This is a genomic window from Aeromicrobium sp. 50.2.37, assembly GCF_024655735.1.
Classification (GTDB): Bacteria; Actinomycetota; Actinomycetes; order Propionibacteriales; family Nocardioidaceae; genus Aeromicrobium.
The window spans coordinates 1-25,583 of the sequence record NZ_JANLGG010000022.1 but is presented as its reverse complement, the minus strand read 5'-3'; the positions used below and the strand labels follow the sequence as shown (position 1 = coordinate 25,583).

Annotated in this window: 27 protein-coding genes, 1 tRNA gene and 1 other RNA gene; 15 read left to right on the top strand and 14 right to left on the bottom strand. The window is 72.7% G+C overall.

Annotation, left to right across the window (positions count from 1 at the left end; genetic code table 11):
* Nucleotides 1-126: 126 nt before the first annotated feature.
* Complete coding sequence (locus NUV38_RS12540; RefSeq protein WP_257729440.1) at nt 127-2,283, bottom strand: MMPL family transporter; 2,157 nt, start codon at nt 2,281-2,283, stop codon at nt 127-129.
* A gap of 147 nt (nt 2,284-2,430) precedes the next feature.
* On the opposite strand from NUV38_RS12540, the gene NUV38_RS12535 reads away from it, so the two are divergent.
* Nucleotides 2,431-2,832, top strand: coding sequence for a DUF302 domain-containing protein (locus tag NUV38_RS12535; protein ID WP_257729439.1), 402 nt, complete (start codon nt 2,431-2,433; stop codon nt 2,830-2,832).
* A gap of 435 nt (nt 2,833-3,267) precedes the next feature.
* On the opposite strand, the gene NUV38_RS12530 is transcribed toward NUV38_RS12535, so the two are convergent.
* Nucleotides 3,268-3,352, bottom strand: a tRNA-Ser gene (locus NUV38_RS12530).
* 62 nt (nt 3,353-3,414) lie between these two features.
* Here NUV38_RS12530 and ffs point away from each other — a divergent pair.
* Together ffs and NUV38_RS12520 are read left to right on the top strand one after the other, a co-directional pair.
* An RNA gene (gene ffs, locus NUV38_RS12525) (signal recognition particle sRNA small type) lies at nt 3,415-3,510 on the top strand.
* A 58-nt stretch (nt 3,511-3,568) separates the two neighbouring features.
* On the top strand, nt 3,569-4,354 hold the full coding sequence (locus NUV38_RS12520; RefSeq protein ID WP_257729438.1) for a hypothetical protein: 786 nt from the start codon (nt 3,569-3,571) through the stop codon (nt 4,352-4,354).
* Here NUV38_RS12520 and NUV38_RS12515 read toward each other — a convergent pair.
* From NUV38_RS12515 to NUV38_RS12490, 6 genes are all read right to left on the bottom strand, one after another.
* On the bottom strand, nt 4,344-5,159 hold the full coding sequence (locus tag NUV38_RS12515; RefSeq protein WP_257729437.1) for an ABC transporter permease: 816 nt from the start codon (nt 5,157-5,159) through the stop codon (nt 4,344-4,346). The genes NUV38_RS12520 and NUV38_RS12515 overlap by 11 nt on opposite strands.
* Nucleotides 5,156-6,043 carry an ABC transporter ATP-binding protein gene (locus tag NUV38_RS12510; protein WP_257729436.1) on the bottom strand — a complete coding sequence of 296 codons (888 nt, stop codon included), beginning with the start codon at nt 6,041-6,043 and terminating at the stop codon, nt 5,156-5,158. Before NUV38_RS12510 ends, NUV38_RS12515 begins: the two co-directional genes overlap by 4 nt.
* Nucleotides 6,040-7,134, bottom strand: coding sequence for a sigma-E factor regulatory protein RseB domain-containing protein (locus NUV38_RS12505; protein ID WP_257729435.1), 1,095 nt, complete (start codon nt 7,132-7,134; stop codon nt 6,040-6,042). Before NUV38_RS12505 ends, NUV38_RS12510 begins: the two co-directional genes overlap by 4 nt.
* Nucleotides 7,135-7,319: 185 nt before the next feature.
* A complete protein-coding gene (locus NUV38_RS12500) occupies nt 7,320-8,456 on the bottom strand; it encodes an acyl-CoA dehydrogenase family protein (RefSeq protein ID WP_257729434.1) in 1,137 nt (378 codons plus the stop codon).
* 7 nt (nt 8,457-8,463) lie between these two features.
* Nucleotides 8,464-9,621: an acyl-CoA dehydrogenase family protein gene (locus NUV38_RS12495; protein ID WP_257729433.1), complete on the bottom strand. Its 1,158-nt coding sequence runs from the start codon at nt 9,619-9,621 to the stop codon at nt 8,464-8,466.
* Nucleotides 9,622-9,739: 118 nt separating this feature from the next.
* The gene (locus tag NUV38_RS12490) at nt 9,740-11,053 is read right to left on the bottom strand and encodes a threonine/serine exporter ThrE family protein (RefSeq protein ID WP_257729432.1); all 1,314 of its coding nucleotides are present in this window, start codon (nt 11,051-11,053) and stop codon (nt 9,740-9,742) included.
* A gap of 109 nt (nt 11,054-11,162) precedes the next feature.
* On the opposite strand from NUV38_RS12490, the gene NUV38_RS12485 reads away from it, so the two are divergent.
* A complete protein-coding gene (locus NUV38_RS12485; RefSeq protein ID WP_257729431.1) occupies nt 11,163-11,858 on the top strand; it encodes a GAF and ANTAR domain-containing protein in 696 nt (231 codons plus the stop codon).
* Nucleotides 11,859-11,861: 3 nt separating this feature from the next.
* Here NUV38_RS12485 and NUV38_RS12480 read toward each other — a convergent pair whose 3' ends face one another.
* Together NUV38_RS12480 and NUV38_RS12475 are read right to left on the bottom strand one after the other, a co-directional pair.
* Nucleotides 11,862-12,611 carry a GAF and ANTAR domain-containing protein gene (locus NUV38_RS12480; protein ID WP_257729430.1) on the bottom strand — a complete coding sequence of 250 codons (750 nt, stop codon included), beginning with the start codon at nt 12,609-12,611 and terminating at the stop codon, nt 11,862-11,864.
* Nucleotides 12,612-12,690: 79 nt separating this feature from the next.
* Entirely contained in the window at nt 12,691-13,242 is a 552-nt protein-coding gene (locus tag NUV38_RS12475; protein ID WP_055966146.1) for a hemerythrin domain-containing protein, read from the bottom strand.
* A 74-nt stretch (nt 13,243-13,316) separates the two neighbouring features.
* Here NUV38_RS12475 and NUV38_RS12470 point away from each other — a divergent pair, with 74 nt between their 5' ends.
* From NUV38_RS12470 to NUV38_RS12455, 4 genes are read left to right on the top strand one after another with little or no spacing between them, the layout of a single operon-like run.
* On the top strand, nt 13,317-13,949 hold the full coding sequence (locus NUV38_RS12470; protein ID WP_257729429.1) for a hypothetical protein: 633 nt from the start codon (nt 13,317-13,319) through the stop codon (nt 13,947-13,949).
* Nucleotides 13,946-14,803 carry an SDR family oxidoreductase gene (locus tag NUV38_RS12465; RefSeq protein ID WP_257729428.1) on the top strand — a complete coding sequence of 286 codons (858 nt, stop codon included), beginning with the start codon at nt 13,946-13,948 and terminating at the stop codon, nt 14,801-14,803. The genes NUV38_RS12470 and NUV38_RS12465 overlap by 4 nt, the downstream gene beginning before the upstream one ends.
* Nucleotides 14,804-14,837: 34 nt before the next feature.
* On the top strand, nt 14,838-15,116 hold the full coding sequence (locus NUV38_RS12460; protein WP_257729427.1) for a Rho termination factor N-terminal domain-containing protein: 279 nt from the start codon (nt 14,838-14,840) through the stop codon (nt 15,114-15,116).
* Nucleotides 15,117-15,164: 48 nt separating this feature from the next.
* Complete coding sequence (locus NUV38_RS12455) at nt 15,165-16,670, top strand: fused MFS/spermidine synthase (RefSeq protein ID WP_257729426.1); 1,506 nt, start codon at nt 15,165-15,167, stop codon at nt 16,668-16,670.
* Nucleotides 16,671-16,831: 161 nt separating this feature from the next.
* On the opposite strand, the gene NUV38_RS12450 is transcribed toward NUV38_RS12455, so the two are convergent.
* Entirely contained in the window at nt 16,832-17,488 is a 657-nt protein-coding gene (locus NUV38_RS12450) for a sigma-70 family RNA polymerase sigma factor (protein ID WP_257729425.1), read from the bottom strand.
* Nucleotides 17,489-17,606: 118 nt separating this feature from the next.
* On the opposite strand from NUV38_RS12450, the gene NUV38_RS12445 reads away from it, so the two are divergent.
* The 3 genes from NUV38_RS12445 to NUV38_RS12435 all read left to right on the top strand — a co-directional run bounded on the left by NUV38_RS12445 (nt 17,607) and on the right by NUV38_RS12435 (nt 19,377).
* On the top strand, nt 17,607-18,269 hold the full coding sequence (locus NUV38_RS12445) for a class I SAM-dependent methyltransferase (RefSeq protein WP_257729424.1): 663 nt from the start codon (nt 17,607-17,609) through the stop codon (nt 18,267-18,269).
* A 75-nt stretch (nt 18,270-18,344) separates the two neighbouring features.
* Nucleotides 18,345-19,130, top strand: a complete 786-nt coding sequence (locus NUV38_RS12440; RefSeq protein ID WP_257729423.1) for a sigma-70 family RNA polymerase sigma factor — start codon at nt 18,345-18,347, stop codon at nt 19,128-19,130.
* Between the two features lie 73 nt (nt 19,131-19,203).
* Nucleotides 19,204-19,377 carry a hypothetical protein gene (locus NUV38_RS12435; protein WP_257729422.1) on the top strand — a complete coding sequence of 58 codons (174 nt, stop codon included), beginning with the start codon at nt 19,204-19,206 and terminating at the stop codon, nt 19,375-19,377.
* A gap of 47 nt (nt 19,378-19,424) precedes the next feature.
* Here the strand turns inward: NUV38_RS12435 and NUV38_RS12430 are convergent, their stop codons facing one another.
* Nucleotides 19,425-19,934, bottom strand: coding sequence for a hypothetical protein (locus NUV38_RS12430; protein ID WP_257729421.1), 510 nt, complete (start codon nt 19,932-19,934; stop codon nt 19,425-19,427).
* A 147-nt stretch (nt 19,935-20,081) separates the two neighbouring features.
* On the opposite strand from NUV38_RS12430, the gene NUV38_RS12425 reads away from it, so the two are divergent.
* Nucleotides 20,082-21,266, top strand: a complete 1,185-nt coding sequence (locus NUV38_RS12425; RefSeq protein WP_257729420.1) for a zinc-dependent alcohol dehydrogenase — start codon at nt 20,082-20,084, stop codon at nt 21,264-21,266.
* Between the two features lie 24 nt (nt 21,267-21,290).
* Here NUV38_RS12425 and NUV38_RS12420 read toward each other — a convergent pair whose 3' ends face one another.
* Nucleotides 21,291-21,506: a CDGSH iron-sulfur domain-containing protein gene (locus NUV38_RS12420; RefSeq protein ID WP_257729419.1), complete on the bottom strand. Its 216-nt coding sequence runs from the start codon at nt 21,504-21,506 to the stop codon at nt 21,291-21,293.
* The gene (locus NUV38_RS12415; protein ID WP_257729418.1) at nt 21,503-22,435 is read right to left on the bottom strand and encodes an iron-containing redox enzyme family protein; all 933 of its coding nucleotides are present in this window, start codon (nt 22,433-22,435) and stop codon (nt 21,503-21,505) included. Before NUV38_RS12415 ends, NUV38_RS12420 begins: the two co-directional genes overlap by 4 nt.
* A gap of 212 nt (nt 22,436-22,647) precedes the next feature.
* On the opposite strand from NUV38_RS12415, the gene NUV38_RS12410 reads away from it, so the two are divergent.
* From NUV38_RS12410 to NUV38_RS12400, 3 genes are all read left to right on the top strand, one after another.
* Nucleotides 22,648-23,661 (top strand): alpha/beta hydrolase, encoded by a 1,014-nt coding sequence (locus tag NUV38_RS12410; protein WP_257729417.1) that lies wholly within the window; start codon nt 22,648-22,650, stop codon nt 23,659-23,661.
* A 19-nt stretch (nt 23,662-23,680) separates the two neighbouring features.
* On the top strand, nt 23,681-24,268 hold the full coding sequence (locus tag NUV38_RS12405; protein WP_257729480.1) for an LON peptidase substrate-binding domain-containing protein: 588 nt from the start codon (nt 23,681-23,683) through the stop codon (nt 24,266-24,268).
* Between the two features lie 115 nt (nt 24,269-24,383).
* A partial coding sequence (locus tag NUV38_RS12400) for a DNA polymerase III subunit gamma and tau (protein WP_257729416.1) occupies nt 24,384-25,583 on the top strand: 1,200 nt, incomplete at its 3' end.

The window sequence follows — 25,583 nt, the reverse complement described above, 5'->3', positions numbered from 1 at the left end:
GACGCCGAGGAGGACGAGGGTGCCGGCGAGGGCCATGACGGCGCGGTCGATGTTCATGGTGGTGAGGGCGAAGGGGTGGGGCCGGCCCGCTCCGGGGGATGGGGCGGGCCGACCCCGGTCCGGGGGTCAGTCGTGCGCGAAGGTGATGCTCGGCAGGATGCGCCTGAGCCATGCCGGGACGTACCAGGCGGCATGGCCGGTCAGGCGCAGCAGGACGGGCAGGAGCACCAGCCGGACGAGGAACGCATCGAGCAGGACGGCGACGCCGAGCACGACACCCATCTCCTTGGGCGGCAGCGGGCCGGACAGGGCGAAGGTGAAGAACACCGCCACCATGACCGCGCCGGCGGCGAAGATCACCCGGCCGGAGTGCGCGAGGGCTCCGACCATCGCCTCCTTCGGGTCGCCGCTGCGCTCGTAGTGCTCCTTGGCCGAGGCCAGCAGGAAGACGGTGTAGTCCATCGCGATCGCGAAGATCATGGCGAAGAAGAACACCGGCGCCCAGGCGTCGAGGAAGCCCTGGCTCTCGAAGCCGAGTAGCCCTGAGCCCCAGCCCTCCTGGAAGACGAGGCGGGCGACGCCGAACGCGGCCGCCGTCGAGAGCAGGCTGACCAGTGTCCCGAGCAGGGAGATGAGCGGTGCCTGCAGGGCGACGAGCAGCAGCAGGAAGCCCAAGATGAGGATGACGCCGATGACCAGCGGGGTGGAGTCGTCGAGCTGGGTCTTCAGGTCGAGGTTCTCCACGGCGGCACCGCCGACCTGCGCGGTGTCGGGGAGCTCGGCGCGCAACCGGTCGACGGTCGCGGCAAGGGCCGGGTCCGACGGATCGACGGTCGGGACGGCCTGGATCATGGCCAGGTCCGAGCCGTCGGGTGCGGGCTGGGCGGGCATGGCGGCGGCGATGCCGTCGTCGGCACCGATGGTCGCGCCGGCGGCCTGGGCCTGTTCCTTGGCGACGACGATCTGCAGGGTGCCGGGGGCGCCCGGGCCGAACGCCTCCTGGACGCGGTCGTACCCGACGCGGGCGGACGCGTCCTCGGGCAGCACCGTGATGGACGGCATCGCGGTGCTCAGGCCGACGACCGGGGCGGCGAGCGCGACGAGCACGACCAGGGCGGCGGTGCCCCAGAGGAGGGGTCGACGCCAGAGACGCTCTCCCCAGGCGGCGAAGCGTGGCGAGCGGTGCTCACCGGTCCTGACCCAGGGCAGCGCGAGCTTGTTGATGCGGTGGTCGAGCCTGACCAGCACCAGGGGCAGCAGGGTCAGGGTCGCGGCGAGCACGAAGACGACGGAGAGCATGATGCCGCCGGCCATCGAGCGGAACGACGGCGAGGGCACGAGCATCACCGCGGACAGGGAGATGAGCACGGTCAGGCCGGAGAGCAGGACGGCCTTCCCGGCGGTGTCCATCGTCTGGGCGATGGCGCGTTGCGCGGTGAGCTTGGCTCCCATGCGGGCGGCGCGGTAGCGGACCACGAGGAACAGGGCGTAGTCGATGCCCAGGGCCAGGGAGAACATCATGGCGAAGTTCATCGCCCAGATGGAGACCGGGACGAGCTCGTTGATGAGCACCAGGGAGCCGGCCGAGGCGACCAGGCCGGACAGGGTCAGCAGGAGCGGGAGGCCGGCGGCGACCAGGGCTCCGAAGGCGAGGACGAGGATGGCCAGGGTCACGGGCCAGGAGACCATCTCGGACTTCAGCATGGCCTCGAGGTTGGCCTCGTTGAAGTCCGACCACAGCAGCGAGGAGCCGGTCGGGTTGACCTGGATGCCGTTGCCGGACAGGTCCTGCAGGGGGTCCTTGAGGTCGGTGGCGACGCGGACCATCTCGTTGGTGTCGGCACCGGCGCCGGCGAGCACGATGGCCGTGGAGCCGTCCTGGCTCAGGGTCGCTCCGGGCTGGGGTGCGACGACGTCGGCGATGCGCGGCTCGTCCTCGAGCAGGGCGGTGACCTTCGCGATGGTCTCGGCGCCACGCCCCTCGGTGACCTGGCCGCCGTCGCTGTGGACGACGACCTGGATGGCCGAGGAGGCGTTCCCGCCGAAGTGCTCGCGGGCCAGCTCGCGGGCGGCGACGGACTCGGATCCGTTGGCCTGCCAGCCGGCGCCGGACAGGTTGTGCTCGACCTTGGGTGCGAAGACGCCGAGGCCGATGACCAGCAGCAGCCAGGTGATGGTCACGACCTGGCCGTGGGTGGCGACCCAGGTGCCGAGGCGACCGAGTGGGCCGGAGGAGATCGGCGTCTCCCGTCCAGGAGCGGGTGGGTCGATCGTCGATGTCATGCGTTCTCCAGGTGCCGAAGTGAGTGGCCGGGAGGACGATCTTTTATCCCCCCGGGGGGTTCGGCGAGGAATCTAGCACATCCCCCCAGGGGGATGTATGGTCGAGGGTGACGGCACCGCCCGGTGCCCTCGGAACCGAGGAGCGACATGACCCAGCTGACGATGAAGGTGACGACCGCGAAGGGCTACGACGAGACGGTCGAGCTGGTCCGTGCCAGCCTCGGCGACGCCGGCTTCGGCGTGCTCACCGAGATCGACATCAAGGCCACCCTGAAGACCAAGCTCGACGTCGACGTCGAGCCGCAGGTCATCCTCGGCGCCTGCCGACCCCAGCTCGCGCACGCCGCCCTGCAGGCCGACCCGTCGATCGCGGCGCTCCTGCCCTGCAACGTCGTCGTGCGCGCCGACGGCGACCGGACCGTGGTCGAGGCGTTCGACCCCCAGGCCATGACCGCGATGGCCCCTGACGCGGCGGTCGAGCTGCGCGACATCGCCGCAGATGCCCGAGCGCGCCTCCAGGGCGCGCTCGAGACGGTGGAGAACGCCTGACGGAGGAGCCGCGGTCGTGCACGGCTCCCCACGGGGTGGGCGGAGGACAGGCGACTCCGTCGCTCGCAGAGCTCGGTCCTTTCCGTATCCGCTCGCTCGAATCAGCGTCCGGGAACCCCTCGGCGCGGTCGGGAACGACGGAACCCCTCGGGAGGCTCGGCGATCTTGACCGCGGGGGCTGCGGCTGGGGGCGCGCTGGGCCGTCGCGGCTGAAGGCGAGCCTCCGCCGGCTCGTCTCGCACATCACCAGCGCAACGACAAGGAGCCGCACTCGTGTGCGGCTCCTTGCTCGGCGGCGGAGGATAGGGGACTCCGTCCCTCGCAGAGCTCGGTCCTCCCCGAATCCGCCACCCTGGATGTCGGCCGCAGCCCCTCGGCGCCGGCGAGCATGACGAAGCCCCTCGAGCTCGATGAGCCGAGGGGCCACGTCCGACGCGGAGGATAGGGGATTCGAACCCCTGAGAGCTTTCACTCAACCCGCTTTCCAAGCGAGCGCACTAGGCCACTATGCGAATCCTCCGCCGACGAGCGTACCCGTCGCATCCCGCCTGGAGGGCACCGGGTCAGCCCCCGTATGCTGGCCGCAGCCCCTCGCGTGGCGCTATCTCACCCAATCCCCCAGGGCCGGAAGGCAGCAAGGGTCAGTGGGCTCTAGTGGGTGCGCGAGGGGTCCTCACGTTCCCGGGGCTCCTTCGAGCCCGCGCCTCGCTCAGGGGTCGTCGGCGAGGATGGGCCCGTGCTCGACGACCTCGCGCCGCAGCGGCGGCGCACCTTGCTGGCGGGGTCGGCGCTGCTCGTGGCCGTGGCGCTGGTCGCGGCCGGCATCGGGGTCGTCCGCGCGCTCGACCGCGCCGAGCCCGCGCCGCAGGACGAGCTCGGACCCGTGCTCCTCGTCTCGGGCTACGGCGGGCGCGTGGCGTCGCTCGACCCTCTCCGTGACGCGCTCCGGTCGGCCGGTCGCGACGTCGAGGTGCTCGAGCCCGACGGCGACGGCAGGGGAGACCTGCGCGCCCAGGCCGCTGCACTCGGCCGCGCCGCCGACGCGGCGCTCGACCGCTCGGGCGCGGACTCGGTCGACGTCGTGGGGTACTCCGCCGGCGGTGTCGTGGCCCGGTTGTGGGTGCGCGACGAGGGCGGTGCGGACGTGGCTCGACGGGTGCTGACCATCGGCTCGCCCCACCACGGCACCGACGTCGCCGCGCTGGCGGTCGAGATCGCGGGCAGCTGCCCTACTGCGTGCGAGCAGCTCGTGCCCGACAGCGACCTCCTGCGTGGCTTGAACGCCAGCGACGAGACCCCCGCCGGACCCGAGTGGGTCACGCTGCGCTCCGACGCCGACCGGGTGGTCGTCCCCACGGACTCCGCGGAGCTCGAGGGCGCGCTCAACCTGCGGGTGCAGCAGCTCTGCCCGCGCGCGGGCACCACGCACCGCGCGCTGCCCGGTGACGCCGCGGTGCTCGCGACGGTGGCCTCGGCGCTCGGTCGTGGCGCCGTTCGAGCGCCGACCGACGTCAGCTGCTGACGTCCTTGCTCGAGAAGTTGGCCCACGCCGCGCCCAGGAAGACGACCAGGTAGGCCGTCTGGGCGGCGACGCCGCGCACCACCTCGGTCCACCGGATGGGGTCGCGGAACAGGTCGACGAACGCGAGCCAGTAGCGGGTCGGCAGGTACGGCTGCAGCACGTCGGCCGCCTCGAGGCCGAGGAGCACCGTCGAGCCGATGAGCACCGCCACCGTCCCGAGCGCGGCGGTCAGCCCGGACTCCACGATCGTGGAGAGCAGCAGCGCGAGCGCGGCCACGCCCAGCATCATCCAGGTCACGTAGCCGAGCGCCAGGACCGTCCGCTGGATCATCTCCGTCTGGCTGAGGGTGGAGCCGGAGACGCTGGTGACCGTGCCGCTCGGATCCCCGTCGCCGAGCAGCAGCCGTCCGAGGACGTAGGCGACGACCGCCACGACCAGCACGGCCACGAGCACGAAGGCCACGACGCTCACCAGCTTCGCCACCAGCAGCCGGGTGCGACCGACGGGGCGGACGAGCAGGTAGCGCAACGTGCCGGTCTGCGACTCGCCGGCGATGGCGTCGCCCGCTACGACCGCCACCGCGACCGGCAGGAACAGCGGGAGCACGATGCCGAGCGCGGCCAGCGGGAACAGGGTGCCGTCGGTCAGGACGGCGGACAGGAACGGGGGCCCGGTGCCCGGTCGCGGACCGAGCTGCGTGGTCGCGAGCAGCACCGCCACGAGCGCGGGCAGGGCGTTCAGCATCGCGATGACCACCCACGTGCGTCGGCGCCGCAGCATCGCGGCCAGCTCCACCCGGATCATGTGGCCTCGCTCGCGCGCAGCACGACGTCCTCCAAGCTGACGCGCAGCGGCCCCACGGAGTCGACGCGGACGCCGGCGGACACCAGCCGTGCGTTCACCCGGGCCGGGTCGTCGGACACCACCACCAGGCGCTCCCCGGCGGACGACTCCACGGCCTCGCCGAGCAGGGCGACGGCACGCTCGACGTCGCGGGTGCCCACCACGACGCGCCCGCTGGGAGCCACGAGGGTCTCGAGCTGGTCCTGCAGCACCAACCGCCCGCGGTCGAGCACCCCCACACGGGTGCACATCTGCTCGATCTCGCTCATGAGGTGGCTGGACAGGAAGATCGTGGTGCCGTCGCGGTTGAGTGACAGCAGCAGCTCGCGGATCTCCCGGATCCCTTGTGGGTCGAGTCCGTTGGTGGGCTCGTCGAGCACCAGCAGCCGCGGCCGACGCAGCAGCGCACCGGCCAGGCCCAGGCGTTGGCGCATGCCGAGCGAGTACGCACGCACGGGCCGTCGGTCGGCCGGGTCCAGGCCCACCTGCTCGAGCACCTCGACGATGCGACCGGACCGTCCCCGCCGCCGCGCGTCGGGCCCGGCGGCGTCGAAGGTGGCGAGGTTCCTGCGCCCCGACAGGTACGGGTAGGCGCCGGGTCCCTCCACCAGGGCGCCGACGCGCGGGAGGACCGACGCGGCCGACGCGGGCATCGCCTCGCCGAGCACCTCGGCCTCCCCGGAGGTGGGCAGCACGAGGCCCAGCAGCATCCGCACCGTCGTGGTCTTGCCGGAGCCGTTGGCGCCGAGGAACCCATAGACGTCGCCCTCGCGCACGTCGAGGTCGATGCCGTCGACGGCCGGCACGCCGCGGTAGCGCTTCGTCAGCGCACGGGTGCGGATCATCGCTGCCCCACCTGCTCGGCCAGCTCGGCTGCGGCGTCCGCAAGCACGTCGGGCGTCACCGTCCCGGCCAGCAGGAAGGTGCCCCGCCCTCGACCGCCCTCGGTGAGCAGCACCGAGAGCGGACCGATCTCCAGTGAGGTGCCCGCGTCGGTCCGGACGGCCGCCGACCTGTCCAGCTGCTCGCGCACCTGGCCGGCGAGGCCGCGGCGCAGCGGCACCGCCACCAACGCGGTGGGTCCGCGGCCGTAGACGCCGACGGCCCCGAGCTCCTCGGGGTCGCCCCGGCGCTCGAGCCCCGCGACGGCGTCGGGGAGCGTGAACGGCGCGAAGGCGTTGGCGCCCGCGGCGACGTCGATCGCGTCGCGGAAGCCCACACGGGCGCCCGGGGGAGCGGTGAACGTGGTGGTGCCCGGATCGGGGGTCGTCGGGTCGAACCGGGTGACGGTGGTGGACACCACGGGCAGGTCCGAGGCGGTGCCCACCACGTCGACGCGCAGCGCCAGACCGGTCTCGGCGTCCGCCCACACGTCGACCTGCTCGATGGTCGACTGCTCGTCGGCCGGCTCCAGCCGCAGCCCGGGCGCCGACCGGCCCGCCACGCGTCGCTCCGGCAGACGGGACAGCTCGGCGGGCTCGGCCCCGGCGAGCAGCCGCCGGGCCAGCCGTGACGGCACGAGGTCGGACGCGTCGGGCAGGCGGACCGTGGCGTAGGGGGACGACGTGGCGCGCTCGGACTCGAAGCGCCAGGTGGTGAGCAGCTCGCCCTCGCGCACCAGGTCGGTCTCGCCGCTCGACCGGACACGGTCCACGCGCCACTGCTCGTCCGAGCGCCACCAGACGCGCAGGGTGCTGGTGTCGCCCAGCAGGTCGGCGACCCCGGCGAACGAGTCGGTCTCCGGGATCTGCAGCGAGCCGCGGCTGCGCACCTCGCCCGACCACCCCAGGTCGCGTGATGCGGTGATCCGCTCGAGCAAACGGCTCGCCGAGACGTCGGAGGCGTCGGCCGGGAGCAGGCGGGGAAGCACCGGCGCCGCGGCCAGCAGGGCCGACACCAGTGCCACGAGCAGCCAGCGTCGGGCGGAGGGCTTCATCTGCTCACCACGGTACGAGGTGGGGCCCCGCCCCGCCGGGTGGAGCGGGGTGGATCCGGGGCCGTCGAGTGCGCCGGTGGCGCGCGGTGGCGCGGCTGCCCTCGACGCACGACAGCCGCACGTGGCGCCGGAAAAGGATCTGCGCCACGTGCGGCTGGATCGTGGGTCGAGCCGCGCTCCGCCCGTCAGCCGATGGGGTCGACGACGCCGTGGTCGGCCACCGAGCGGGCCAGCGTGAGCAGGTGCTCCGAGCCGTCGCCGAGCGTGTGGTCGATCGCGGTCAGACGGCTCGTGTAGTGGCCGACGGAGTACTCCGCGGTCATGCCGATGCCGCCGTGCAGCTGGATCGCCTCCTGGCCGATGTGACGGCCCGTGCGGGAGACGAGCCGCTTCGCCCGCGCGGCGGCCTCGACGGCCCGGTCCGGATCGTCCTGGAGGACCAGGGTGGCCCAGGTGACGATGCTGCGGGCCAGCTCCGCCGACACGTACAGGTCAGCGGCACGGAACGTGAGCGCCTGGAACGTGTTGAGGGTGACGCCGAACTGCTTGCGCGTCTTCAGGTACTCGGTGGTCGTGCGCAGCGCGACCTCCATGGCGCCGACGGCCTCGTGCGACAGCGCGATCTGCCCTCGCGCGACGGCCTTCGCGACGGCAGCCTCGGCGTCCGCGCCCGCGTCGCCCAGGGGCGTGGCCGCAGCGCCGTCGAACGCCACGCGCGCCGCGCGACCGCCGTCGTGCGTGCGGTAGCCGATGCGGTCCACGCCACCGGCGGAGGGGTCGACGACGAACACGCCGACGCCGGCGTCGGTACGGGCCGTGACGACCAGCAGGTCGGCACGCTCACCGTGGAGCACGGGCTCCTTGACGCCCGTGAGCGCCCACGCCGCTTGCCCAGAGCCTGTCGAAGGGCCGGACTCGGCGGCCACGACCGCGTCGTCGACGTCGTGGTGGGCGAAGGAGAGCACCAGGGCGCCCTCGGCCACGCGGCCGATGACGTCGGCGCGCTGCTCGGCCGAGCCGAGGTCGGCCACCAGGCCGGCGGCCAGGATCGTCTCGAGGTACGGCTCGGGCGCGAGCACCCGTCCGATCTCCTCGGCCACGATCGCGACCTCCACGGGTCCGGCGCCGAAGCCGCCGTCCTCCTCGGAGAACGGCAGTCCGAGCGCACCGAGCTCGGCGAGCTGCTGCCAGGCCTTCTCGGAGAACCCGGGGTCGGTCTTGGTGACCTCGCGGCGGGTCTCCGACGAGTCGTAGGTCTTGCTCAGCAGGCCGCGCACCGCGTCACGCAGGGCGGTCTGCTCGGAGTCGAGGGTGAAGTCCATGGCTGCCTCACAGTTCCAGGATGGTCTTGGCGATGATCTGACGCTGCACCTCGTTGGAGCCGCCGTAGATCGACGCCTTCCGGAAGTTGAGGTACTGCGGGGTGCTGACGCGAGCCCAGTCGGGCACGTCGGAGCCGTCTCCGGCGCCGGACGCGAGCGAGAGCGGGCCGGCGAGGTCGACGTAGAGCTCGGTGACGGCCTGCTGCAGCTCGGTGCCGCGCAGCTTGAGCACCGACGACGCCGGGTGCGGCTTGCCGTCGGCGGAGTGGGCCACGACGCGCAGCGCCGTCAGCTCGAGGGCGAGGATCTCGTTCTCGAGATCCGCCACGCGAGCCGCGAGCAGCGGGTCCGACGTGAGTCGTTCACCCGCCGCCTCCTTGGCGGCGGACAGCCAGCGCTTCGTCGAGCCCACGGGCGCCACGCCGACGCGCTCGTTGCCGAGCAGGAACTTGGCGTAGTCCCAGCCGCGGTTCTCCTCGCCCACGAGGTTCTCGGCCGGCACGCGCACGTCCTCGAAGAAGACCTCGTTGACCTCGTGGCCACCGTCGATGAGCTCGATGGGACGCACGGTCAGGCCGGGCGACGTCATGTCGATGAGCAGGAATGAGATGCCCTGCTGCTTCTTGGGCGCGTCGGGGTCGGTCCGCACGAGCGTGAAGATCCAGTCGCCGTACTGGCCCAGGGTGGTCCACGTCTTCTGGCCGTTGACGACGTACTCGTCGCCCTCGCGCCGGGCCGTGGTGCGCAACGACGCGAGGTCGGAACCGGCGTCGGGCTCGGAGAAGCCCTGGGACCACCAGATGTCGAGGTTGGCCGTGGCGGGCAGGAAGCGTTCCTTGAGCTCCTGGGAGCCGAACGCGGCGATGACCGGACCGACCATGGACGCGTTGAACGCGAGCGGGATCGGCACGCAGGCCAGCTGCATCTCCTCGTGCCAGATGTGGCGCTGCAGTGGGGTCCAGTCCTTGCCGCCCCACTCGACGGGCCAGTTCGGCACGGCGAGACCGGCGGCGTTCAGCGTCTGCTGCGCCTCGACGATCTGCTCCTTGCTGAGCTCGCGCCGAGCGGCGACGGTGTCGCGGATGTGCTGCGGGACCTGGGTGGTGAAGAACGTGCGCATCTCCTCGCGGAATGCGGCGTCCTCCTCGGACAGACGAAGCTTCATGGGGACTCTCCGGGTGGGTAAGCGCTTGCTTAATCGTCACGATACGCGCTGCACCCGTCACCCTGCCAGGTGCCGGGCCCCACGGCTCGACGAACGACGGCCCTGCGGGCCGGCTCGGTCAGCCCTTCTGGCGACGGGCGGCGGCAGCGCGCAGCGGCCCGACGAGGCGGGGTCCGGCCAGTCGACGCTCGAGGCGACGTGCCTCGCGTCCGAGCGGCTGGGCCACGTACTGTCCGAGCAGCACGCCGGAGGCGAGCGCCACGGCGACGCCCGCCGCGGTGATCATCCAGAGCAGCCCGAGGAGGTTCTCGGCAGCCAGCAGCGACAGTGCACGGAAGATCGACAGGCCCGGCAGCAGCGGCACGATGCACGAGACGACGACGACGAGTGGCGGCACCCTGAAGCGACGGGCCACCGAGTAGCCGACGAAGCCGACGGCGAACGCAGCGAAGCCCGCCGCGGCGGGTCGCCCGACGTCGGCCTGGGTGAGTGCGGCGTAGGCGCCCGAGGTGACGGCGGCGAGCAGCCCGATGGGCACGACGATGCGCTTGGGGGAGTAGGCCGAGAGCGCGAAGGCACCGGCCGTCACGCCGGCCCCGGCCATCACCTGGGGCAGCTGCGAGAGGCCGGAGGCCCCCGGGTCCAGGGCGAAGTCGACCCCCAGCCACGCGCCGACCTGCAGGCCGGCGGAGACGCCGACGATGATGCCGACGGTCGCGATCATCACCTCCATGATCCGGGCGTTGGCCGTGATCGAGAAGCCGGTGAGCGCGTCCTGGATGGCACCGATGAAGCCGAGTCCGGCGAGCAGCATGATGATGGCGGCCGTCACCACCAGGGACGGGTTGACCATCGCGGGCGTCGCGGCCACGGCCACGGCGATGAGCGTGGCGAGGAGCGCTCCGGCCACCTGGGAGTAGAAGAAGGGCAGCCGCAGACGCTCGATCCGTCGTTGCAGGACCTCGATCGCGGCGCCGGCGACCCCGGCCACGGCCAGCACGATCCAGTCGCCGCCCAGCAGGAGCGCCACGCCCGCACCGGTGAGGCCCCAGCTGGCCGTGATCGCCCAACGCGGCCGGGGGTGGCCGGTGGAGGCGATCCGAGCGACGCGGGACGCGGCCTCCTCGCGGTCGATCTCGTCGGTGAGCAGCGCGGTGACGAGCAGGTCGACGGCGGTCAGGTCGGCGTAGTCGACCTCGCGGTGGGTCACGTGCCGGCGCATCACGATCGGCAGGTCGTCCACGCTCTCCTGGTGGCTCAGCGTGAGCGACGTGAAGGTCACGTCGACGAGCGTCTGCCGCAGTCCGAGGTGGTGGGTCACCGAGGCCATCGTGGCGGTCACGTCGGCCGCGCCCGCACCGTTGGACAGCAGCATCTCGCCGATCCTCAGGGCGAGGTCGAGCGTGCGCTGCACGTCCTTGGAGTCCGTCATGATCACCATGGTGCCGAATGGTCTGGAGGCTCTCTACGGGTGGCCCGGCGCGATCGCACGGCCGCTGGGAGACCGGCTCGGTATCCTCCCCTGGAGGAGGAACTTCGACATGGCGGAACAGGTGGACGACGGGCTCGACGACCGGCTGGCGGCGATGGCCCGCGAGCTGGCCACGCAACCCACGGCGGAGCGCACCGCCGAGCGGCTGACGTCGTTGGCGCTCGAGCTGGTCCGTGGTGCCTCCGACGCGGGAGTCTCGCTGGTGCGGGCCCGCCGCCGGATCGAGACCGTGGCCCCGACCAGCGAGCTCGTGGCCCGGGCCGACGACCTGCAGCACAGGCTCCACGAGGGTCCGTGCGTCGACGCTCTGGACGCCGACGAGATCGACGCCCCTGACCTCACGAGTGACGAGCGTTGGCCACGGTGGCGTCCCGAGGTGGTCCAGGCCGGTGTCCGGGCCATGTTCTGCGTGCAGCTGAACCTCGACGACCGGGGCCTGGGTGCCCTGAACCTGTACGGCAGCTCCGTCGACGCCTTCGACGAGGAGGACCGCGACGCAGCCCGTCACCTCGCGAGCCACGCTGCCATCGCCATCGCGTCGTCGCAGGAGCGGGAGTCCCTGCAGGAGGCCCTCGCCAGCCGCACGGTGATCGGCCAGGCCGAGGGCATCCTCATGGAGCGCTTCGGCGTCGACGCCGACCAGGCGTTCGCGGTGCTCGTGCGGTACTCGCAGCACCACAACGTGAAGCTGGCGCAGGTGGCGCGCGACCTGGTCCACACGCGCAGCCTGCCCGGGATCGACTGAGCGTCAGTCCTGCGAGGTCCCCTCGTCCGGCAGGTCGCCTTCCTCGACCAGTCGACGCGCGACGTCGCGGAGCTTGACGTTGTGGTGCTGGGAGTGGCGGACGAGCACCTGGAAGGCCGCGTCGACCGTCAGCCGGTAGCGCTCCACCAGCACGCCGACCGCGATGCCGATGTCGCCACGCGCGTCGAGGGCGCGACGCAGGCCGTCGCGGTCGTGCGCGACGCCGAGCGTGACCGAGGCGAGGCCACCCAGCTCGGTGGCGCGCAGGCGCGCCTCGTCGTCGAACGCGTCCGGGTCCGCGGCGTACAGCTCGAGCCGGCCGGGCTCGCCGCTGCGGCTGGACAATGGCACCACGACGACCGACCGGTGACCCACCGCTGCGACCTGGCGACCCCAGGCGCGCCAGCGCGGGTCATCGACGACGTCCCGGACGTGGACGTGGGCGGCGGGTCCGACGTCGGCGAGCGTGAGGCCGGCTCCTGGGCCTCCAGGGAGGCCGAGCGCCTCCATCGCCTCGGGCGACGTCGCCGCGAGCGCCGGTCGGCCCGAGGCATCCGGCACCATCACGGCCGCTGCGTCGCACGGGACCACGGCGAGTGCGAGCGAGGCGATGCGGTGCGCGACCGACTCGGTGGGCGGCGGCTCGACGCGGTGCGCCGAGGACGCCGAGGGGCTCGGCCCGAGCGGCGTGGAGCCCGAGTCCTCGGGCGAGGACGGCGACGAGGGTGGAGCAGGACGGGTCAGCGCGACCACCTCCTGGTGCGTGAGGTCGTCGGCTGCTGCTCAACCGAGAGGTAGCGAACCACATCGGCGTGGTCCGACCCGCGCCGGGTCAGTCCTCGTCGATGAGACCCTCGCGCCGCGCCTCGCGGACGATGCGTCGCAGGTTGTCCAGGCGTCCGCAGTCCGCGTCGATCTGCTCGTTGCGCTCGGTCGCGAAGGCCTCGCCGAGCTTCGCGAGGACCTCGGGTCCGAGCTCCTCGCGCGCCGGGTTGAGGATGGTCAGCTCCTCCTCGGTGAGGTGGTGGCTGACGAGTCGGGTCAGCTCCTCGACGGCGTCGTCGAACTTCTGCGTGTCGGTGGCGGCGCACTCCATGACCGCGAGCAGGGCCTCGTTGCCCTCGGCGTGCTCGTGCTCGCCGTGGTCGGCCTCGTGCGCGTCGACGGCGCGACGCTTCTTGAGCTGCGGGTACACGTGTCGCTCCTCGGCCTCGGCGTGCGCGACGTGCAGGGCCGAGAACGCCTGACGCACGGCGTCGCGGTCGGAGGCGGTGCTGCGCAGCTGGCGCAGCAGGTCCTCGAAGCGGCGGTGGTCGTCGAGGATCAGCTCGATGACGTCACCCGAGACGGGGCGGCCCAGGTCGATGGTGGTGGAGGAGGTCATGGCGCGAGCGTAGGCACGCGCGATCGGTCGCGCACGTCGTGCATGAGTGCCTCGGTCGTGGGTACGTGCCCGCCATGACGACCCGGATCGGACTGGACCAGGGCCGACGATCGGCCCTCGTGCTGAGCATCGCCCACGCCGAGGACGTCGAGCACCTGCAGGAGCTCGAGGAGGACTCTTCCCCGGACCCGGTGCTGTGCCTGGTGCCGACCGACGTCGAGCCGGACGCGGAGGTCCAGGCGCTCTGGCACCGTGTCGCGGAGCACCGCTTCGTCGTGGTGCTGCGCTACGGCCTGCCCGGTTCCGAGGCCCCGGACCTCCGTGGGGGTGGTGAGCTGGCTGCGCCTGCGGTGCTGGCCGCCATCTCGCGCGTGGCGGCCTGGACCACCGAGCAGGACGAGCCCGGCCTGCGGCTCATGGTCCTCGAGCCCGCCGCGCAGGAGGGCGCCCGCGGGACCCTGACGGGTGAGCCCGAGATGCAGGACCCGACGATCCGCGCGAACGTCGACGTGTGCACGACAACGGAAGGAGTCACGATGACCATCGCCCCTGACGACCCGTTCGCGGTGCCCCAGCCGGACGCCGATCCCACGGCGGAGCTGGGTGCCGATCCGGAGGTCCGGCCGATCGAGCCCGACGACCCGGACGACGTGCCCGAGGTCCCCCTCGAGCCGACGCCGGCTCCCGACGAGACGGGGATCCGATGAGTGACGGCTTCCCCGCCCAGCAGCAGGACCCGCCCGGCAGCACCGCGGCGATGGATCCTCGGCCGGACCACGGCGAGCAGTCCTACGTCGGCCACGGCCGCCTCGAGGGCAAGGTCGCGCTCGTCACCGGAGGTGACTCCGGCATCGGCCGCGCGGTCGCGATCGCCTACGCACGCGAGGGAGCCGACGTCGCCTTCACCCACCTGCCCGACGAGAGCGACGACGCCGCCGAGACCGGTCGCCTGGTCGTCGAGGCCGGCCGTCGCGTGCTGGCCCTCGAGGCGGACCTGCGCGATCGCGCCGCCTGCGACGACGTGGTCGCGCAGACGGTGCGCGAGCTGGGCGGGCTCGACGTGCTGGTGAACAACGCCGGCTACCAGATGGCACGCGAGGAGGGCATCGAGGCGCTGACCGACGAGAACCTCGACCGGGTGCTCAAGACCAACCTCTACGCCGCGTTCTGGCTGACCCGCGCGGCGGTGCCGCACCTGCGGGAGCGCGGGGGCAACGTCATCAACAACACGTCGATCCAGGCCTACGAGCCGTCGACCTCGTTGCTGGACTACGCCTCGACGAAGGCGGCGCTCAACAACCTGACGGTCAACCTGGCCGCGGAGCTGGGCGCCGACGGCATCCGCGTGAACGCGGTGGCGCCCGGTCCCATCTGGACGCCGCTGCAGCCCGCCACCCAGCCGGCGGAGAAGATCGAGCAGTTCGGCTCGGACACGCCGCTGGGCCGCGCCGGCCAGCCGGCCGAGGTGGCTCCCGCCTTCGTGTTCCTGGCGTCGGAGCGCGACGCGAGCTATGTGTCGGGCACGGTGCTCGGTGTCACCGGAGGCAAGCCGGTCTTCTGACCGGACCCCACGATCGAACCACAGGAGGTGCGCCATGCCGGCAGGCAAGGACGCGAGCGACGAGCCGTCGCTGAAGAACCCCGAGATGTACGAGGCGCTACGTGACGACGGCGCCTCGAAGGAGAAGGCCGCTCGCATCTCCAACGCGGCCGCGCGCGACGGGGAGAAGACCGTCGGCAGGCGCGGAGGCGAGTCCGGCTCGTACGAGGACTGGACGGTCGAGGACCTGCGCGGCCGAGCGAAGGAGCTCGGGCTCGAGGGCTACTCGGACCTGCGCAAGGACGAGCTGATCGAGAAGCTGCGCCACCACTGAGGCGTGGTCCACCCTGCCGGGGGTGGGAACGGCTGGAAGACTGTCCGCATGACCGACGGAGAGTCCGCCAGCGTTGCTCCCGCCCCCGAGGGTGGGTCGCCCCCGCTGAGCGACCTCGCCGCCGCCGTCCTGGTGTTCGGCTCGTCCGCCGCGGTGCTGGTGGTCGAGATCGTCGCGCTGCGTCTGCTGGCCCCCTACCTCGGCCTCACCCTCGAGACGTCGACCACGGTCATCGGGCTCGCGCTGGCCGCCATCGCGGCCGGCTCGTGGGCCGGCGGCAGGGCGGCCGACACGATCGACCCGCGCCGCGCTCTCGCGCCTCTGCTCGCCGTCTCGGGCCTCGTCATCGCCGCCACGCCGTTCGCGGTGCGCAGCGTGGCCGACCCCGAGGCCGTGGGGCTGCTGTACCTGGTGGCTGCGGCGACGATCGTGGTGCCGGGCGCCCTGCTCTCGGCGGTGACGCCGATGGTCACGAAGCTGCTGCTGCGCACCCTCGACGAGACCGGCACGGTCGTCGGACGTCTCTCCGGCATCGGCACGGTCGGCGCCATCGTGGGGACCGTGCTGACCGGCTTCGTGCTCATCTCGCACGTCCGGGTGAGCGCGATCCTCGTCGGGCTGGGTGTGCTCCTGGCACTGGCCGCGGCCGTGCTGGAGCTGCGTCTGCGAGGTCCCGGCTTCGGCCTGCTCGCCGTCGGCGGCGCGATGGTCGTCGGCGGCACCGCGGCGCTGGCGCCCAGCGGGTGCGAGGTCGAGACCACCTACCACTGCGCATCGGTGGAACCCGGAGGCTCGACGCCCGACGGACGTCTGCTCGTGCTCGACGGCCTGCGTCACTCGTTCGTCGACCTCTCCGACCCCGAGTACCTCGAGTTCGCCTACACCCGGGGCTACGCCGCCGTGGTCGACGCGATGTTCCCGACCTCGGAGGCGTTGACCGCCCACCACCTCGGCGCCGGGGGCGTGACGATGCCCCGGTGGCTGGCGTCGACGCGTCCGGGCACCACGAGCGTGGTCTCGGAGATCGACGGCGGCGTGGTGCAGCTCGACCGCGACGAGCTGGGGCTCGAGACCAGCGACGCCCTCCAGGTGAAGGTGGAGGACGCCCGGCTCGGCATGCGCGACGTCGAGCCCGGCAGTCTCGACCTCGTGGTCGGTGACGCCTTCGGCGGCGTGAGCGTGCCGTGGCACCTGACCACCCGCGAGATGGTCCAGGAGGTGCACGAGGCCCTCGCCGCCGACGGCGTCTACGTGCTCAACGTGATCGACCACGGCTCGCTGGACTTCGCCCGCGCCGAGGTGCGAACCGTGCAGGAGCGCTGGCCGCACGTGGCCGTGCTCGGCTGGCCGGCCGCAGGACCCGGCCCGGGCGGCGGCAACATCGTGGTGGCGGCGTCGGAGCGACCGATCGACGTCGACGCGGTGCGCACCGGCCTCCAGGAGCGTCAGGTGGCCTGGGAGGTCACCGAGGGCGACGACCTCGACGCCTGGGTGGGTGACGCGGCGGAGCTGACGGACGACTACGCCCCGGTCGACCAGCTGCTCACGCCCTGACGGTCGCTCGGCGCCTCGTCGCTGCCGCTGGGCCCAGGGCCCCCGTACGGGCAGGGATTCTCCATCGTCGTGGAACGGTCCACGCGAAGGGAGAATCCCTGCCCCGCCCAGCCCGCGCACGGTCGCGACGTCAGGACCCGCCGACCTGGGTGCGGCCGACGTCAGGCCGCGACGTCACCCACCTCGCGGCGCAGGCGGGAGAGCAGGGCCGACAGACGACGGGAGACCTGCATCTGGCTGATGCCGAGCCGGGTCGCGATCTCGCGCTGGGGCAGCTCGTCGACGAAGCGCCACGCGAGCAGGCGTCGCTCGTCGTCGGTCAGCGTGGTGCGCAACGACCGGACCGTGAGCCAGGCGTCGACCCGGGCGTACCCGTCCTCCGTGAGGGCCGCCGCTCCCATGCCGTCGTCCAGCGTGTCGGTTGTGAAGCAGCCACCGGCAGCGAGCGCCTCCCGGACGTCGGCCACGGTCTCACCGAGCTGTGCGGCGATCGCCTCGGGACGCTCGGTCCAGGATCCTCCGACGGCCGTCTCCGCCCCGATGCGGGCCTGCAGCTCCTGGAGTCGACGCGGTGGTCGCACGCTCCAGGCGTGGTCGCGGAAGTACCGCTTGATCTCGCCACGGATGGTGCTGGCCGCGTACGGGGCGAACGCTCCGCGGTCGGCGTCGAAGCGCTCCGCGGCCTTGACGAGCGCGAGACGCGCGACCTGGAGCAGGTCGTCGTCCTCCACCCCGCGGCCGCGGTAGGTGCGAGCCAGATGGGCTGCGAGCGGTAGATGATCTTCGATGAGCGAGCCCGTGCGCATGGACTGAGCCATGTCGACCTCCCGAGTCGGGGCGACGACGGCTGCTGCTCAACCTGGGTCAACCATGACTCCGGTCACGTCTGGCCGCAACCCGGTGGTTCGCCGCGGCCGTCGGGGGTACGTCCCCGACGTGAACCCCTCAGGAGACATCGCTGCCGCCCCGACCGTGCGGACCGTGCCGTTCGGCCCGTTGTCGATCGACGTGGACGACACGGTGCTGCTGCCCCGCCCGTGGACGTACGCCCAGTCCCGGTGGGCCGCCGAGCTGCTGACCTCCCTCCCCGAGGGTGACGTGCTCGAGCTGTGCTCCGGGGCCGGCCAGATCGGTCTTGCGGCGGTCCACGGCACCGGCCGTCGCCTCGTCATGGTGGACGCTTCTCATCGCGCTTGCGAGCTCGCCCGCGTCAACGCCGCACGGGTCACCGAGGAGGTGCAGGTGCTCGAGGGCCAGTTCGACGCGGTGCTCGGCGACGACGATCGGTTCGTGCTCGTGGTCGCGGACCCGCCGTGGGTGCCCACCCAGCGGGTGGGTGAGCACCCCGCGGACCCGCTGTGGGCGATCGACGGCGGGATCGATGGGCTGGAGGTCGCGCGCCGATGCGTACGAGCTGCCGCGAAGCACCTGCGGCCCGAAGGTCGCGTCCTGCTGCAGCTGGGCACCCGCGAGCAGGTGGACCTCCTCGAGCGCCCTCTCGCGTGGGCCGGACTGGAGGTCCTCGAGGTGCGCGAGGAGGGCCAGGGAGGCTCGCGCGGCGTGCTGGCGCTCCTGGCGCCCACGACCCCGTCGAGTTGAAGGACCCGCCGAACCGTGGTTCCGTGGGAGACAGGTTGAGTCAGCAGCCGTTCTCGTTCGACGAGAGGCACGTGCATGACCACCACTCTTTCCAGCCCCGCCACCAGTGCGGTCCCGGATCCCGACGTCGCCACCGGTGAGCGTCTGCGTCAGGCGGCCGAGGCGTCCCCCGACCGACGTCGCGAGCTGCAGAACGACGTCGTGTCCGACTACATCCCCATGGCCGGCCGCCTCGCGCGTCGCTACCGCGGCCGTGGCATCGCCGACGACGACCTCGACCAGGTGGCGCGCCTCGGCCTGGTGAAGGCGATCCGTCGCTTCGACCCCGAGCGCCGGTCCTTCGCCGCCTACGCCGTGCCCACGGTCCTGGGCGAGCTGCGACGGCACTTCCGTGACCGCGGCTGGGCCATCAGGCCGGTGCGCTCGCTCCAGGAGCTGCAGATGTCGGTGACGGCCGCACGGGACGAGCTGCGCAGCACGGGCACGCACGAACCGAGCGCCGAGGACGTCGCCGAGCGCCTCGGGATCGGTGTGGCCGAGGTCCGCGAGGCCGACGCCGCGCACGACGCCTTCGCACCCCGCTCGCTCGACGTCCCCTCGCCGACGGACGGCTCGCCCGCGCACGAGCGCATCGGGGGGCTCGATCCCGGGCACGAGGCCGTGGAGCGCCTCGCGACCGCCATGCCCGCCCTGCGCTCGCTCGACGAGCAGGACCGTCGGCTGCTCCACATGCGCTTCGTCGAGGACCGCACGCAGCGCGACATCGGCGCCGAGCTCGGGGTCTCGCAGATGCAGGTCTCGCGCCGGTTGACCGCGGTGCTCCAGCGGGTGCGCGAGCGCATCGGACCGCTCGACGGCTGACACGGCGTGGGCGCCCGGGTCCTGGCGACTCGTTGAAGGTGTGAGGCACGCCGATCGCGGGTAGTCCTGGGGCATGAGCACCTTCGGAAGCAGCCCTCAGTCCGGTCCCGGGACCAACGACCACGCACCGGTCGACCCCGCGACGTCGCCCGACACCGAGCCCGACGCCGACCTTCCCCCGACGGAGCCGTCGCTCGACGCCTCCGAGCTGGAGGACGACGAGGAGGGCGACGACGGGTCGTCGTGACCTCGGACCAGGCGGTCGGGTAGGGCGTCCCCCCACCCGGCCACCGGTCAGCGCACGAGAGCCCGCGCCGCCGCCTGGGTGTGGGCCTGGGCGAGCCGCACCTGCTGGGCCTCCGCCTGGGCGATGAGCTCCTCGAGCTCCGTCCGGTCCAGGGCAGGGTGCACGTCGACGACCGACAGGAGTGCCTGCCAGCCGGCATGCTTGCCCGCCACGGCGGTGCGCATGGCCTCGAGCTCCACGAGGTCGGTCATGTCGGTCCGCTCGGTGAGCGAGCCGTTGGGCTTGAGCCGCCCGACCCGCTCCCCGGCGCGCGCTGCGAGGGTGAGCGCCTTGGACTCGCCGACCCCGAGGTCGTCGGCCATGCGGCGCAGCCGGCGCCGCTCGTCGAGCAGCTCACGGTGGATGTCTCGCACCATCGCACCGATGTCCGGGTCGAGCTGCGCGTCGGCGCTGCGCCCGAACAGGTCGATGCCGGCGGCGGAGCCGGCGAGGTGCGTGTGCACGTGGTGCGCGATCGGCGAGCCGCCCGGCACGATCGCGGAGATGGGGGAGGGCATGGGTGCTCCTTCGCGGCGGGCGTGGGCCCGCTCGTGGTCGAGGTCTCTGCCCAGCATGTACCCGCTCCCGGTCGGGCCATGCCACGCATGGCGTCACGCCCAGCGGGTACGCGGCGAGGGAACACCACCGACGCGAGGAGGACGACCGTGAGAGCAGTGACGTGGCAGGGCCGACGCGACATCCAGGTGCACGACGTGCCGGACCCCCGCATCGAGGATCCGGGCGACGTGGTGCTCAAGGTGACGAGGACCGGGCTGTGCGGTTCCGACCTGCACCTGTACGAGGTGATGGGTCCCTTCATGAGCACCGGTGACGTCCTGGGTCACGAGACCATGGGCGAGGTGGTGGAGGTCGGCGCCGGCATCACGAACCTCGCCGTCGGCGACCGCGTGGTGGTGCCGTTCCAGATCGCCTGCGGCGACTGCTTCATGTGTCGCAAGGGGCTGCAGACGCAGTGCGAGACCACGCAGGTGCGCGAGCACGGCACCGGCGCGGCCCTCTTCGGGTACAGCGAGCTGTACGGCAGCGTCCCGGGTGGGCAGGCCGAGTACCTGCGCGTGCCGCACGCGGACTACGGCGCCATCAAGGTGGGTCCCGACCTGCCCGACGAGCGCTACGTCTACCTGTCCGACGTGATGCCCACGGCGTGGCAGGCCGTCCGGTACGCCGACGTGCACGAGGGCGACACGCTCGCCGTCGTCGGCCTCGGCCCGATCGGCGACATGGCCGCCCGTCTCGCGCTGCACCAGGGCATCCGGGTCATCGGCATCGACCTGGTCCCCGAGCGGCTCGAGCGTGCGCGGCAGCGCGGGGTCGAGACGCTGCACGTGGAGGATGACGACGTGGTGGAGAAGGTCTTCTCGCTCACCTCGGGTCGCGGCGCGGACGGCGTGATCGACGCCGTCGGCATGGAGGCGCACGGCTCGCCGGCGCCCTCGGTGCTGCAGAAGGCGGTCGGCCTCCTTCCGGACGGCCTCGCGAAGCAGGCCATGACCTCGGCCAGCGTCGACCGGCTGGCCGCGCTGCACCTGTCCACCCAGCTGGTGCGCCGCGGCGGCACGGTCTCGCTGTCGGGCGTCTACACGGGCACGCACGACCCGATGCCCATGCAGCAGCTCTTCGACCGCCAGGTGACGCTGCGGATGGGGCAGGCCAACGTGAAGCGGTGGGTCGACGACCTGATGCCGCTCGCGGAGCGTGCTGACGACCCGCTGGGCCTCGAGTCCTTCGCCACCCACCGGTTGTCGCTGGAGGACGCGCCGCGCGCGTACGACATCTTCCAGCGCAAGGACGACGGCGCCGTCAAGGTCGTCTTCGACCCCAGCCTCTGAGGGACGCTCGCGGCCGGCTCCCCCTCACGGGTGGGAGCCGGCCGCGGCACGTCGGGCGATCAGCTTGTGCGTCCCGTCGCACCAGGGGCCGCGCGCCGTCGCGTCGCAGCGGCACAGGGCGACGACTGGCCGTTGGGCCTGCACCGCCGTCCCGTCGGCGGCCACGACGAAGCCGAGGCCGCGCACCAGGCGAGGGCCGGCCTGCGCCCCGCGGATCATCGCCTCCCTGCGGTCGCTCATGCCGGCACCGGCGCCCCGAGGAGGTCGACGGCGCAGCGTTCCTCGACGAGGACGCACACGAAGGCGCCGAACCCGACCTCGTCCTCGAGCTGCGGGTCCCCACCGGTCTCCAGCTCGCAGAGCGTGCGGGCCAGGTGCTCGTGCACCGCGTCGGCCTCCACGTGCTCGTCGTAGTAGAGCGCGACCGTCTCGTCGAAGCCGAGACGGCGCAGGCCGTGCACCATGTCGGCGCTCGGGAGCGAGCTGGTGGCCTCGAAGGCCGCCAGGTGGCCCAGGGCCGCGTGCCGCAGGCGCCGGTGCAGGCACAGCAGAGACATCGCGTTGCTGAGCGTCAACGTCTCCTCGGACGCGTCGTCGACGTAGGCGCCGTAGGTCGGGTCGAGCCCCGCCGCCTCCATCGCCCGCTCGAACAGGTGCGCGTGCAGGCGGTCCGCGTGCCCGTCGCCGAGCTCGTCGTACTGCAGCTCGGCCAGCCCGGCCTTCGCGGCGTTCCCGAGCCGCGGCAGCAGAAAGCACTGCGGGTCGGCCTCCTTGAGGTGGTAGATGCTGCGCTGGACGAGGATGCGCCGGACGTCGTCGGCGTCGGCGCTCTCCCGGACGAAGCGGGCGACGCCGGGGACGTCGCCGTCGGCCTCGACGAGGCCGGCGAGGTCGCGGGGGCCGGTGGAGGCCGCGAACGCCTCGCGCAGCCAGGCCTCGAGGTCACGGCCCAGACGGTTGCGGAGCCTCAGCACCTCGGGCGACCACTCGAGGTCGGGGTCGACGCCGTCGAAGCCTCGGTACGCGAGCTCGTACAACGTCCAGAGCGCGAGAGCGTGGTCGCGCGTGGTCGGTGCCGGTGCGTCCGGGAGGTCGGGGAGCGGGCGCAGCGTCGTCAGGTGGTCGTGCACGGCCTGGCTCACCGGGCCGCACGGCGTGGGGATCCTCATGACCTCGACGTACCCCGGGTAGGTGCCCCCACACGTGAGGTTTGACTCCTCGCGCACCGGGTACGTGAGAGGTGGGTGACGCGGCCCCGGCCCGCCTCACGCAGTGCGGGGCCGGGCCGCGCCGCCCCTGCTCCGCACAGCCGGCATGGACCAACCACGCCTCTCGCGTGGGCGCGGTCCTCTAGAGTCTCCTCGGACCCCGAGGAGGCACGATGAGCGACTGGCAGCCCGACATGCTGGGCGAGGGCTACGAGCAGCGCACGTTCGAGCTGGGGGACGACCCCGACGGCCAGGGCGAGGTGTTCGCCACGCTCGTGCGCCGCACCTGGACCGGATCCGTGGCCGCGCAGCGTGCCGTCCTCTACGTCCACGGCTTCAGCGACTACTTCTTCCAGAAGGAGCTCGCGGAGTTCTTCGTCGACCGCGGCTTCGCGTTCTACGCGCTCGACCTGCGCAAGTGCGGCCGCTCGCGTCGGGAGGGCCAGACGGCTCACCACGTCACGGACCTCGCCCTCTACGACGCCGAGCTGGACCGCGCCCTGGCCGTGGTGCGCGAGGAGGTGCCCGGGGGTCCGGTGCTGCTGTCGGGCCACTCCACGGGAGGGCTCGTGCTGCCGCTGTGGCTCCACCGCCTCAACCAGCGCCCCGGTGGCTCGCGCGGCGCGGGTGTCAGCGGGCTGGTGCTCAACAGCCCGTGGTTCGACCTGCAGGGCAAGCCGTGGATGCGGACGGTGGGCACGCTCGCCATCCGTGGCGTCGGACGGATCAAGCCGTTCGACGTGATGAAGCTGCCGCCGACGGACGCGTACGGCAGCAGCCTGCACGTGAGCGGGCACGGCGAGTGGGACTACGACACCGTGCTCAAGCCGCTCGACGGCTTCCGGGTCACGTACGGGTGGCTGGGCGCGGTCCGTGCCGGGCACGCGCGCCTGCACCGCGGCCTCGACGTCGGTGTGCCGTCGCTGGTGCTGCGCTCGGACAAGACCCGGTTCGCCCGCTCGTGGAGCGAGCAGGTCGACACCGCCGACGCCGTGCTCGACGTCAAGCAGATCGCGCGGTGGGCCGGCTGCCTCGGCGACGCCGTGACGTCGTTGCCGATCCCCGACGCCCGCCACGACGTGTTCCTCTCGCTGAAGGAGCCGCGAGAGGCCGCCTACGACGCCGTCGACGCCTGGCTGCGGGCCAACGCACTCGTGCCGTCGGCGGACGACTCCTCGGTGGGGTAGACCTGTCCCCGTGAGTGCCATGCCGATGTTCCCGCTCGGCACCGTGCTGCTGCCGGGCGGACTGCTGCCGCTGCGGCTGTTCGAGCCGCGCTACCTGGCGATGCTGCAGGACGTGCTGCAGGCCGAGGAGCCCGAGATCGGCTTCGTCCTCATCGAGCGCGGACACGAGGCCGGCGGCGGGGACGCGCGGTTCTCGACGGCCACGGTCGGGCGCATCGTCCAGGCCGAGCCGAGGGAGTCCGACGTCGCCATGGTGGTGCAGGGCGGTCGCCGCGTCGAGGTGGAGGGCTGGCTGCCCGAGGACCCGTACCCGCGAGCCCGGGTGCGTGACCTTCCCGACCTGGTGCCCGACGTCGACCGTGCCGAGGTGGCCGCGGTGCACGACCGTGCGGTCGCGGCGTCGCTTCGTCTGGGCATCATGGCGCCGGAACCGCCTCCGCACGGTCTGCTCGCCGCCTGCTGGCACCTCGCGGACGCCTGCCCACTCGGTCCCTTCGACCGGCTCGCCCTGCTGCGCTCCACCCGAGCCCGCCAGCTCCTCGCCGCCGTCGACGACGCCTACGACCAGGCGGTCCAGATGCACGAGGCGTTCGGCCCGGGCAGCTAGGGCGTGCCGCTCCACGTCGTTCGGACGACACAGGGAGACGGGCCGCGCACCGGGTCCGCCGGGGCCGTTCACGACGGCCTCGGCGATGTGGGCGCCATGTCCTAGGCTCAGGCGCGTGGATGCCCCTCTCGCCCTCTACCGCCGGTACCGTCCCGAGACGTTCGCCGAGGTGATCGGTCAGGAGCACGTCACCGACCCGCTGCGGCACGCGCTCGCGGCCAACCGGGTCAACCACGCCTACCTGTTCTCGGGGCCCCGTGGCTGCGGCAAGACCACCAGCGCCCGCATCCTCGCCCGCGCACTCAACTGCGAGCAGGCACCGGTCTCGGACCCCTGCGGCGAGTGCCAGAGCTGCCGCGACCTCGCGCGGGGCGGGCCGGGCAGCGTCGACGTCATCGAGATCGACGCCGCCAGCCACGGTGGTGTCGACGACGCCCGCGACCTGCGCGAGCGGGCGTTCTTCGCGCCGATCAGCAGCCGCTACAAGGTCTACATCATCGACGAGGCGCACATGGTGAGCCCGCAGGGCTTCAACGCGCTGCTCAAGCTGGTCGAGGAGCCGCCGCCGCACCTCAAGTTCATCTTCGCCACCACCGAGCCCGACAAGGTCATCGGCACCATCCGGTCGCGCACGCACCACTACCCCTTCCGGCTCGTGCCGCCCAAGGCGCTGGGCGACTACCTGAACCAGCTGAGCGAGACCGAGGGCGTGCGGCTCGAGCCGGCGGCCCTGCCGCTCGTGGTGCGCGCCGGCGCCGGCTCGGTGCGCGACACCCTGAGCGTGCTCGACCAGCTGCTGGGCGGCGCCGGGCCCGAGGGCGTCACCTACGACCTCGCCGTCCAGCTGCTCGGCTACACCCCCGACTCGCTGCTCGACGAGGCCGTCGCAGCGTTCGGCGCGGGTGACGGAAGCACCGTGTTCGGCGTCGTCGACAAGATCATCGAGTCCGGTCAGGACCCGCGGCGCTTCGCCGAGGACCTGCTGCAGCGCCTGCGCGACCTCGTGGTGCTGCGCGCCGTGCCCGACGCGCTGGCCACCGGCCTGCTCGACGTCCCCGGCGACCGCGCCGAGCGGCTGCAGAGCCAGGCCACGTCGTTCGGCCCGGCCGACCTGACGCGCATGGCCGACCTCGTCAACGCCGCGCTCACCGAGTTCCGCGGCGCGACCGCACCGCGGCTGCTGCTCGAGCTGATGTGTGCCCGCATCCTCGTGCCGGCCTCCGACGCCTCGGGGGTCGTGGCCCGCGTCGACCGGCTCGAGAAGCGGCTCTCCATGGGTGGGGTGCCCGCCGCGTCGGCCGCCATGGGGGCCGAC

Bases quoted from the DNA above. Each gene is read 5' to 3' on its own strand.
- NUV38_RS12540 (WP_257729440.1), bottom strand. From the start codon at position 2,283: ATGACATCGACGATCGACCCACCCGCTCCTGGACGGGAGACGCCGATC.
- NUV38_RS12535 (WP_257729439.1), top strand. From the start codon at position 2,431: ATGACCCAGCTGACGATGAAGGTGACGACCGCGAAGGGCTACGACGAG.
- NUV38_RS12515 (WP_257729437.1), bottom strand. From the start codon at position 5,159: ATGATCCGGGTGGAGCTGGCCGCGATGCTGCGGCGCCGACGCACGTGG.
- NUV38_RS12510 (WP_257729436.1), bottom strand. From the start codon at position 6,043: ATGATCCGCACCCGTGCGCTGACGAAGCGCTACCGCGGCGTGCCGGCC.
- NUV38_RS12505 (WP_257729435.1), bottom strand. From the start codon at position 7,134: ATGAAGCCCTCCGCCCGACGCTGGCTGCTCGTGGCACTGGTGTCGGCC.
- NUV38_RS12500 (WP_257729434.1), bottom strand. From the start codon at position 8,456: ATGGACTTCACCCTCGACTCCGAGCAGACCGCCCTGCGTGACGCGGTG.
- NUV38_RS12495 (WP_257729433.1), bottom strand. From the start codon at position 9,621: ATGAAGCTTCGTCTGTCCGAGGAGGACGCCGCATTCCGCGAGGAGATG.
- NUV38_RS12490 (WP_257729432.1), bottom strand. From the start codon at position 11,053: ATGACGGACTCCAAGGACGTGCAGCGCACGCTCGACCTCGCCCTGAGG.
- NUV38_RS12485 (WP_257729431.1), top strand. From the start codon at position 11,163: ATGGCGGAACAGGTGGACGACGGGCTCGACGACCGGCTGGCGGCGATG.
- NUV38_RS12475 (WP_055966146.1), bottom strand. From the start codon at position 13,242: ATGACCTCCTCCACCACCATCGACCTGGGCCGCCCCGTCTCGGGTGAC.
- NUV38_RS12470 (WP_257729429.1), top strand. From the start codon at position 13,317: ATGACGACCCGGATCGGACTGGACCAGGGCCGACGATCGGCCCTCGTG.
- NUV38_RS12465 (WP_257729428.1), top strand. From the start codon at position 13,946: ATGAGTGACGGCTTCCCCGCCCAGCAGCAGGACCCGCCCGGCAGCACC.
- NUV38_RS12460 (WP_257729427.1), top strand. From the start codon at position 14,838: ATGCCGGCAGGCAAGGACGCGAGCGACGAGCCGTCGCTGAAGAACCCC.
- NUV38_RS12455 (WP_257729426.1), top strand. From the start codon at position 15,165: ATGACCGACGGAGAGTCCGCCAGCGTTGCTCCCGCCCCCGAGGGTGGG.
- NUV38_RS12450 (WP_257729425.1), bottom strand. From the start codon at position 17,488: ATGGCTCAGTCCATGCGCACGGGCTCGCTCATCGAAGATCATCTACCG.
- NUV38_RS12440 (WP_257729423.1), top strand. From the start codon at position 18,345: ATGACCACCACTCTTTCCAGCCCCGCCACCAGTGCGGTCCCGGATCCC.
- NUV38_RS12435 (WP_257729422.1), top strand. From the start codon at position 19,204: ATGAGCACCTTCGGAAGCAGCCCTCAGTCCGGTCCCGGGACCAACGAC.
- NUV38_RS12430 (WP_257729421.1), bottom strand. From the start codon at position 19,934: ATGCCCTCCCCCATCTCCGCGATCGTGCCGGGCGGCTCGCCGATCGCG.
- NUV38_RS12420 (WP_257729419.1), bottom strand. From the start codon at position 21,506: ATGAGCGACCGCAGGGAGGCGATGATCCGCGGGGCGCAGGCCGGCCCT.
- NUV38_RS12415 (WP_257729418.1), bottom strand. From the start codon at position 22,435: ATGAGGATCCCCACGCCGTGCGGCCCGGTGAGCCAGGCCGTGCACGAC.
- NUV38_RS12410 (WP_257729417.1), top strand. From the start codon at position 22,648: ATGAGCGACTGGCAGCCCGACATGCTGGGCGAGGGCTACGAGCAGCGC.
- NUV38_RS12405 (WP_257729480.1), top strand. From the start codon at position 23,681: ATGCCGATGTTCCCGCTCGGCACCGTGCTGCTGCCGGGCGGACTGCTG.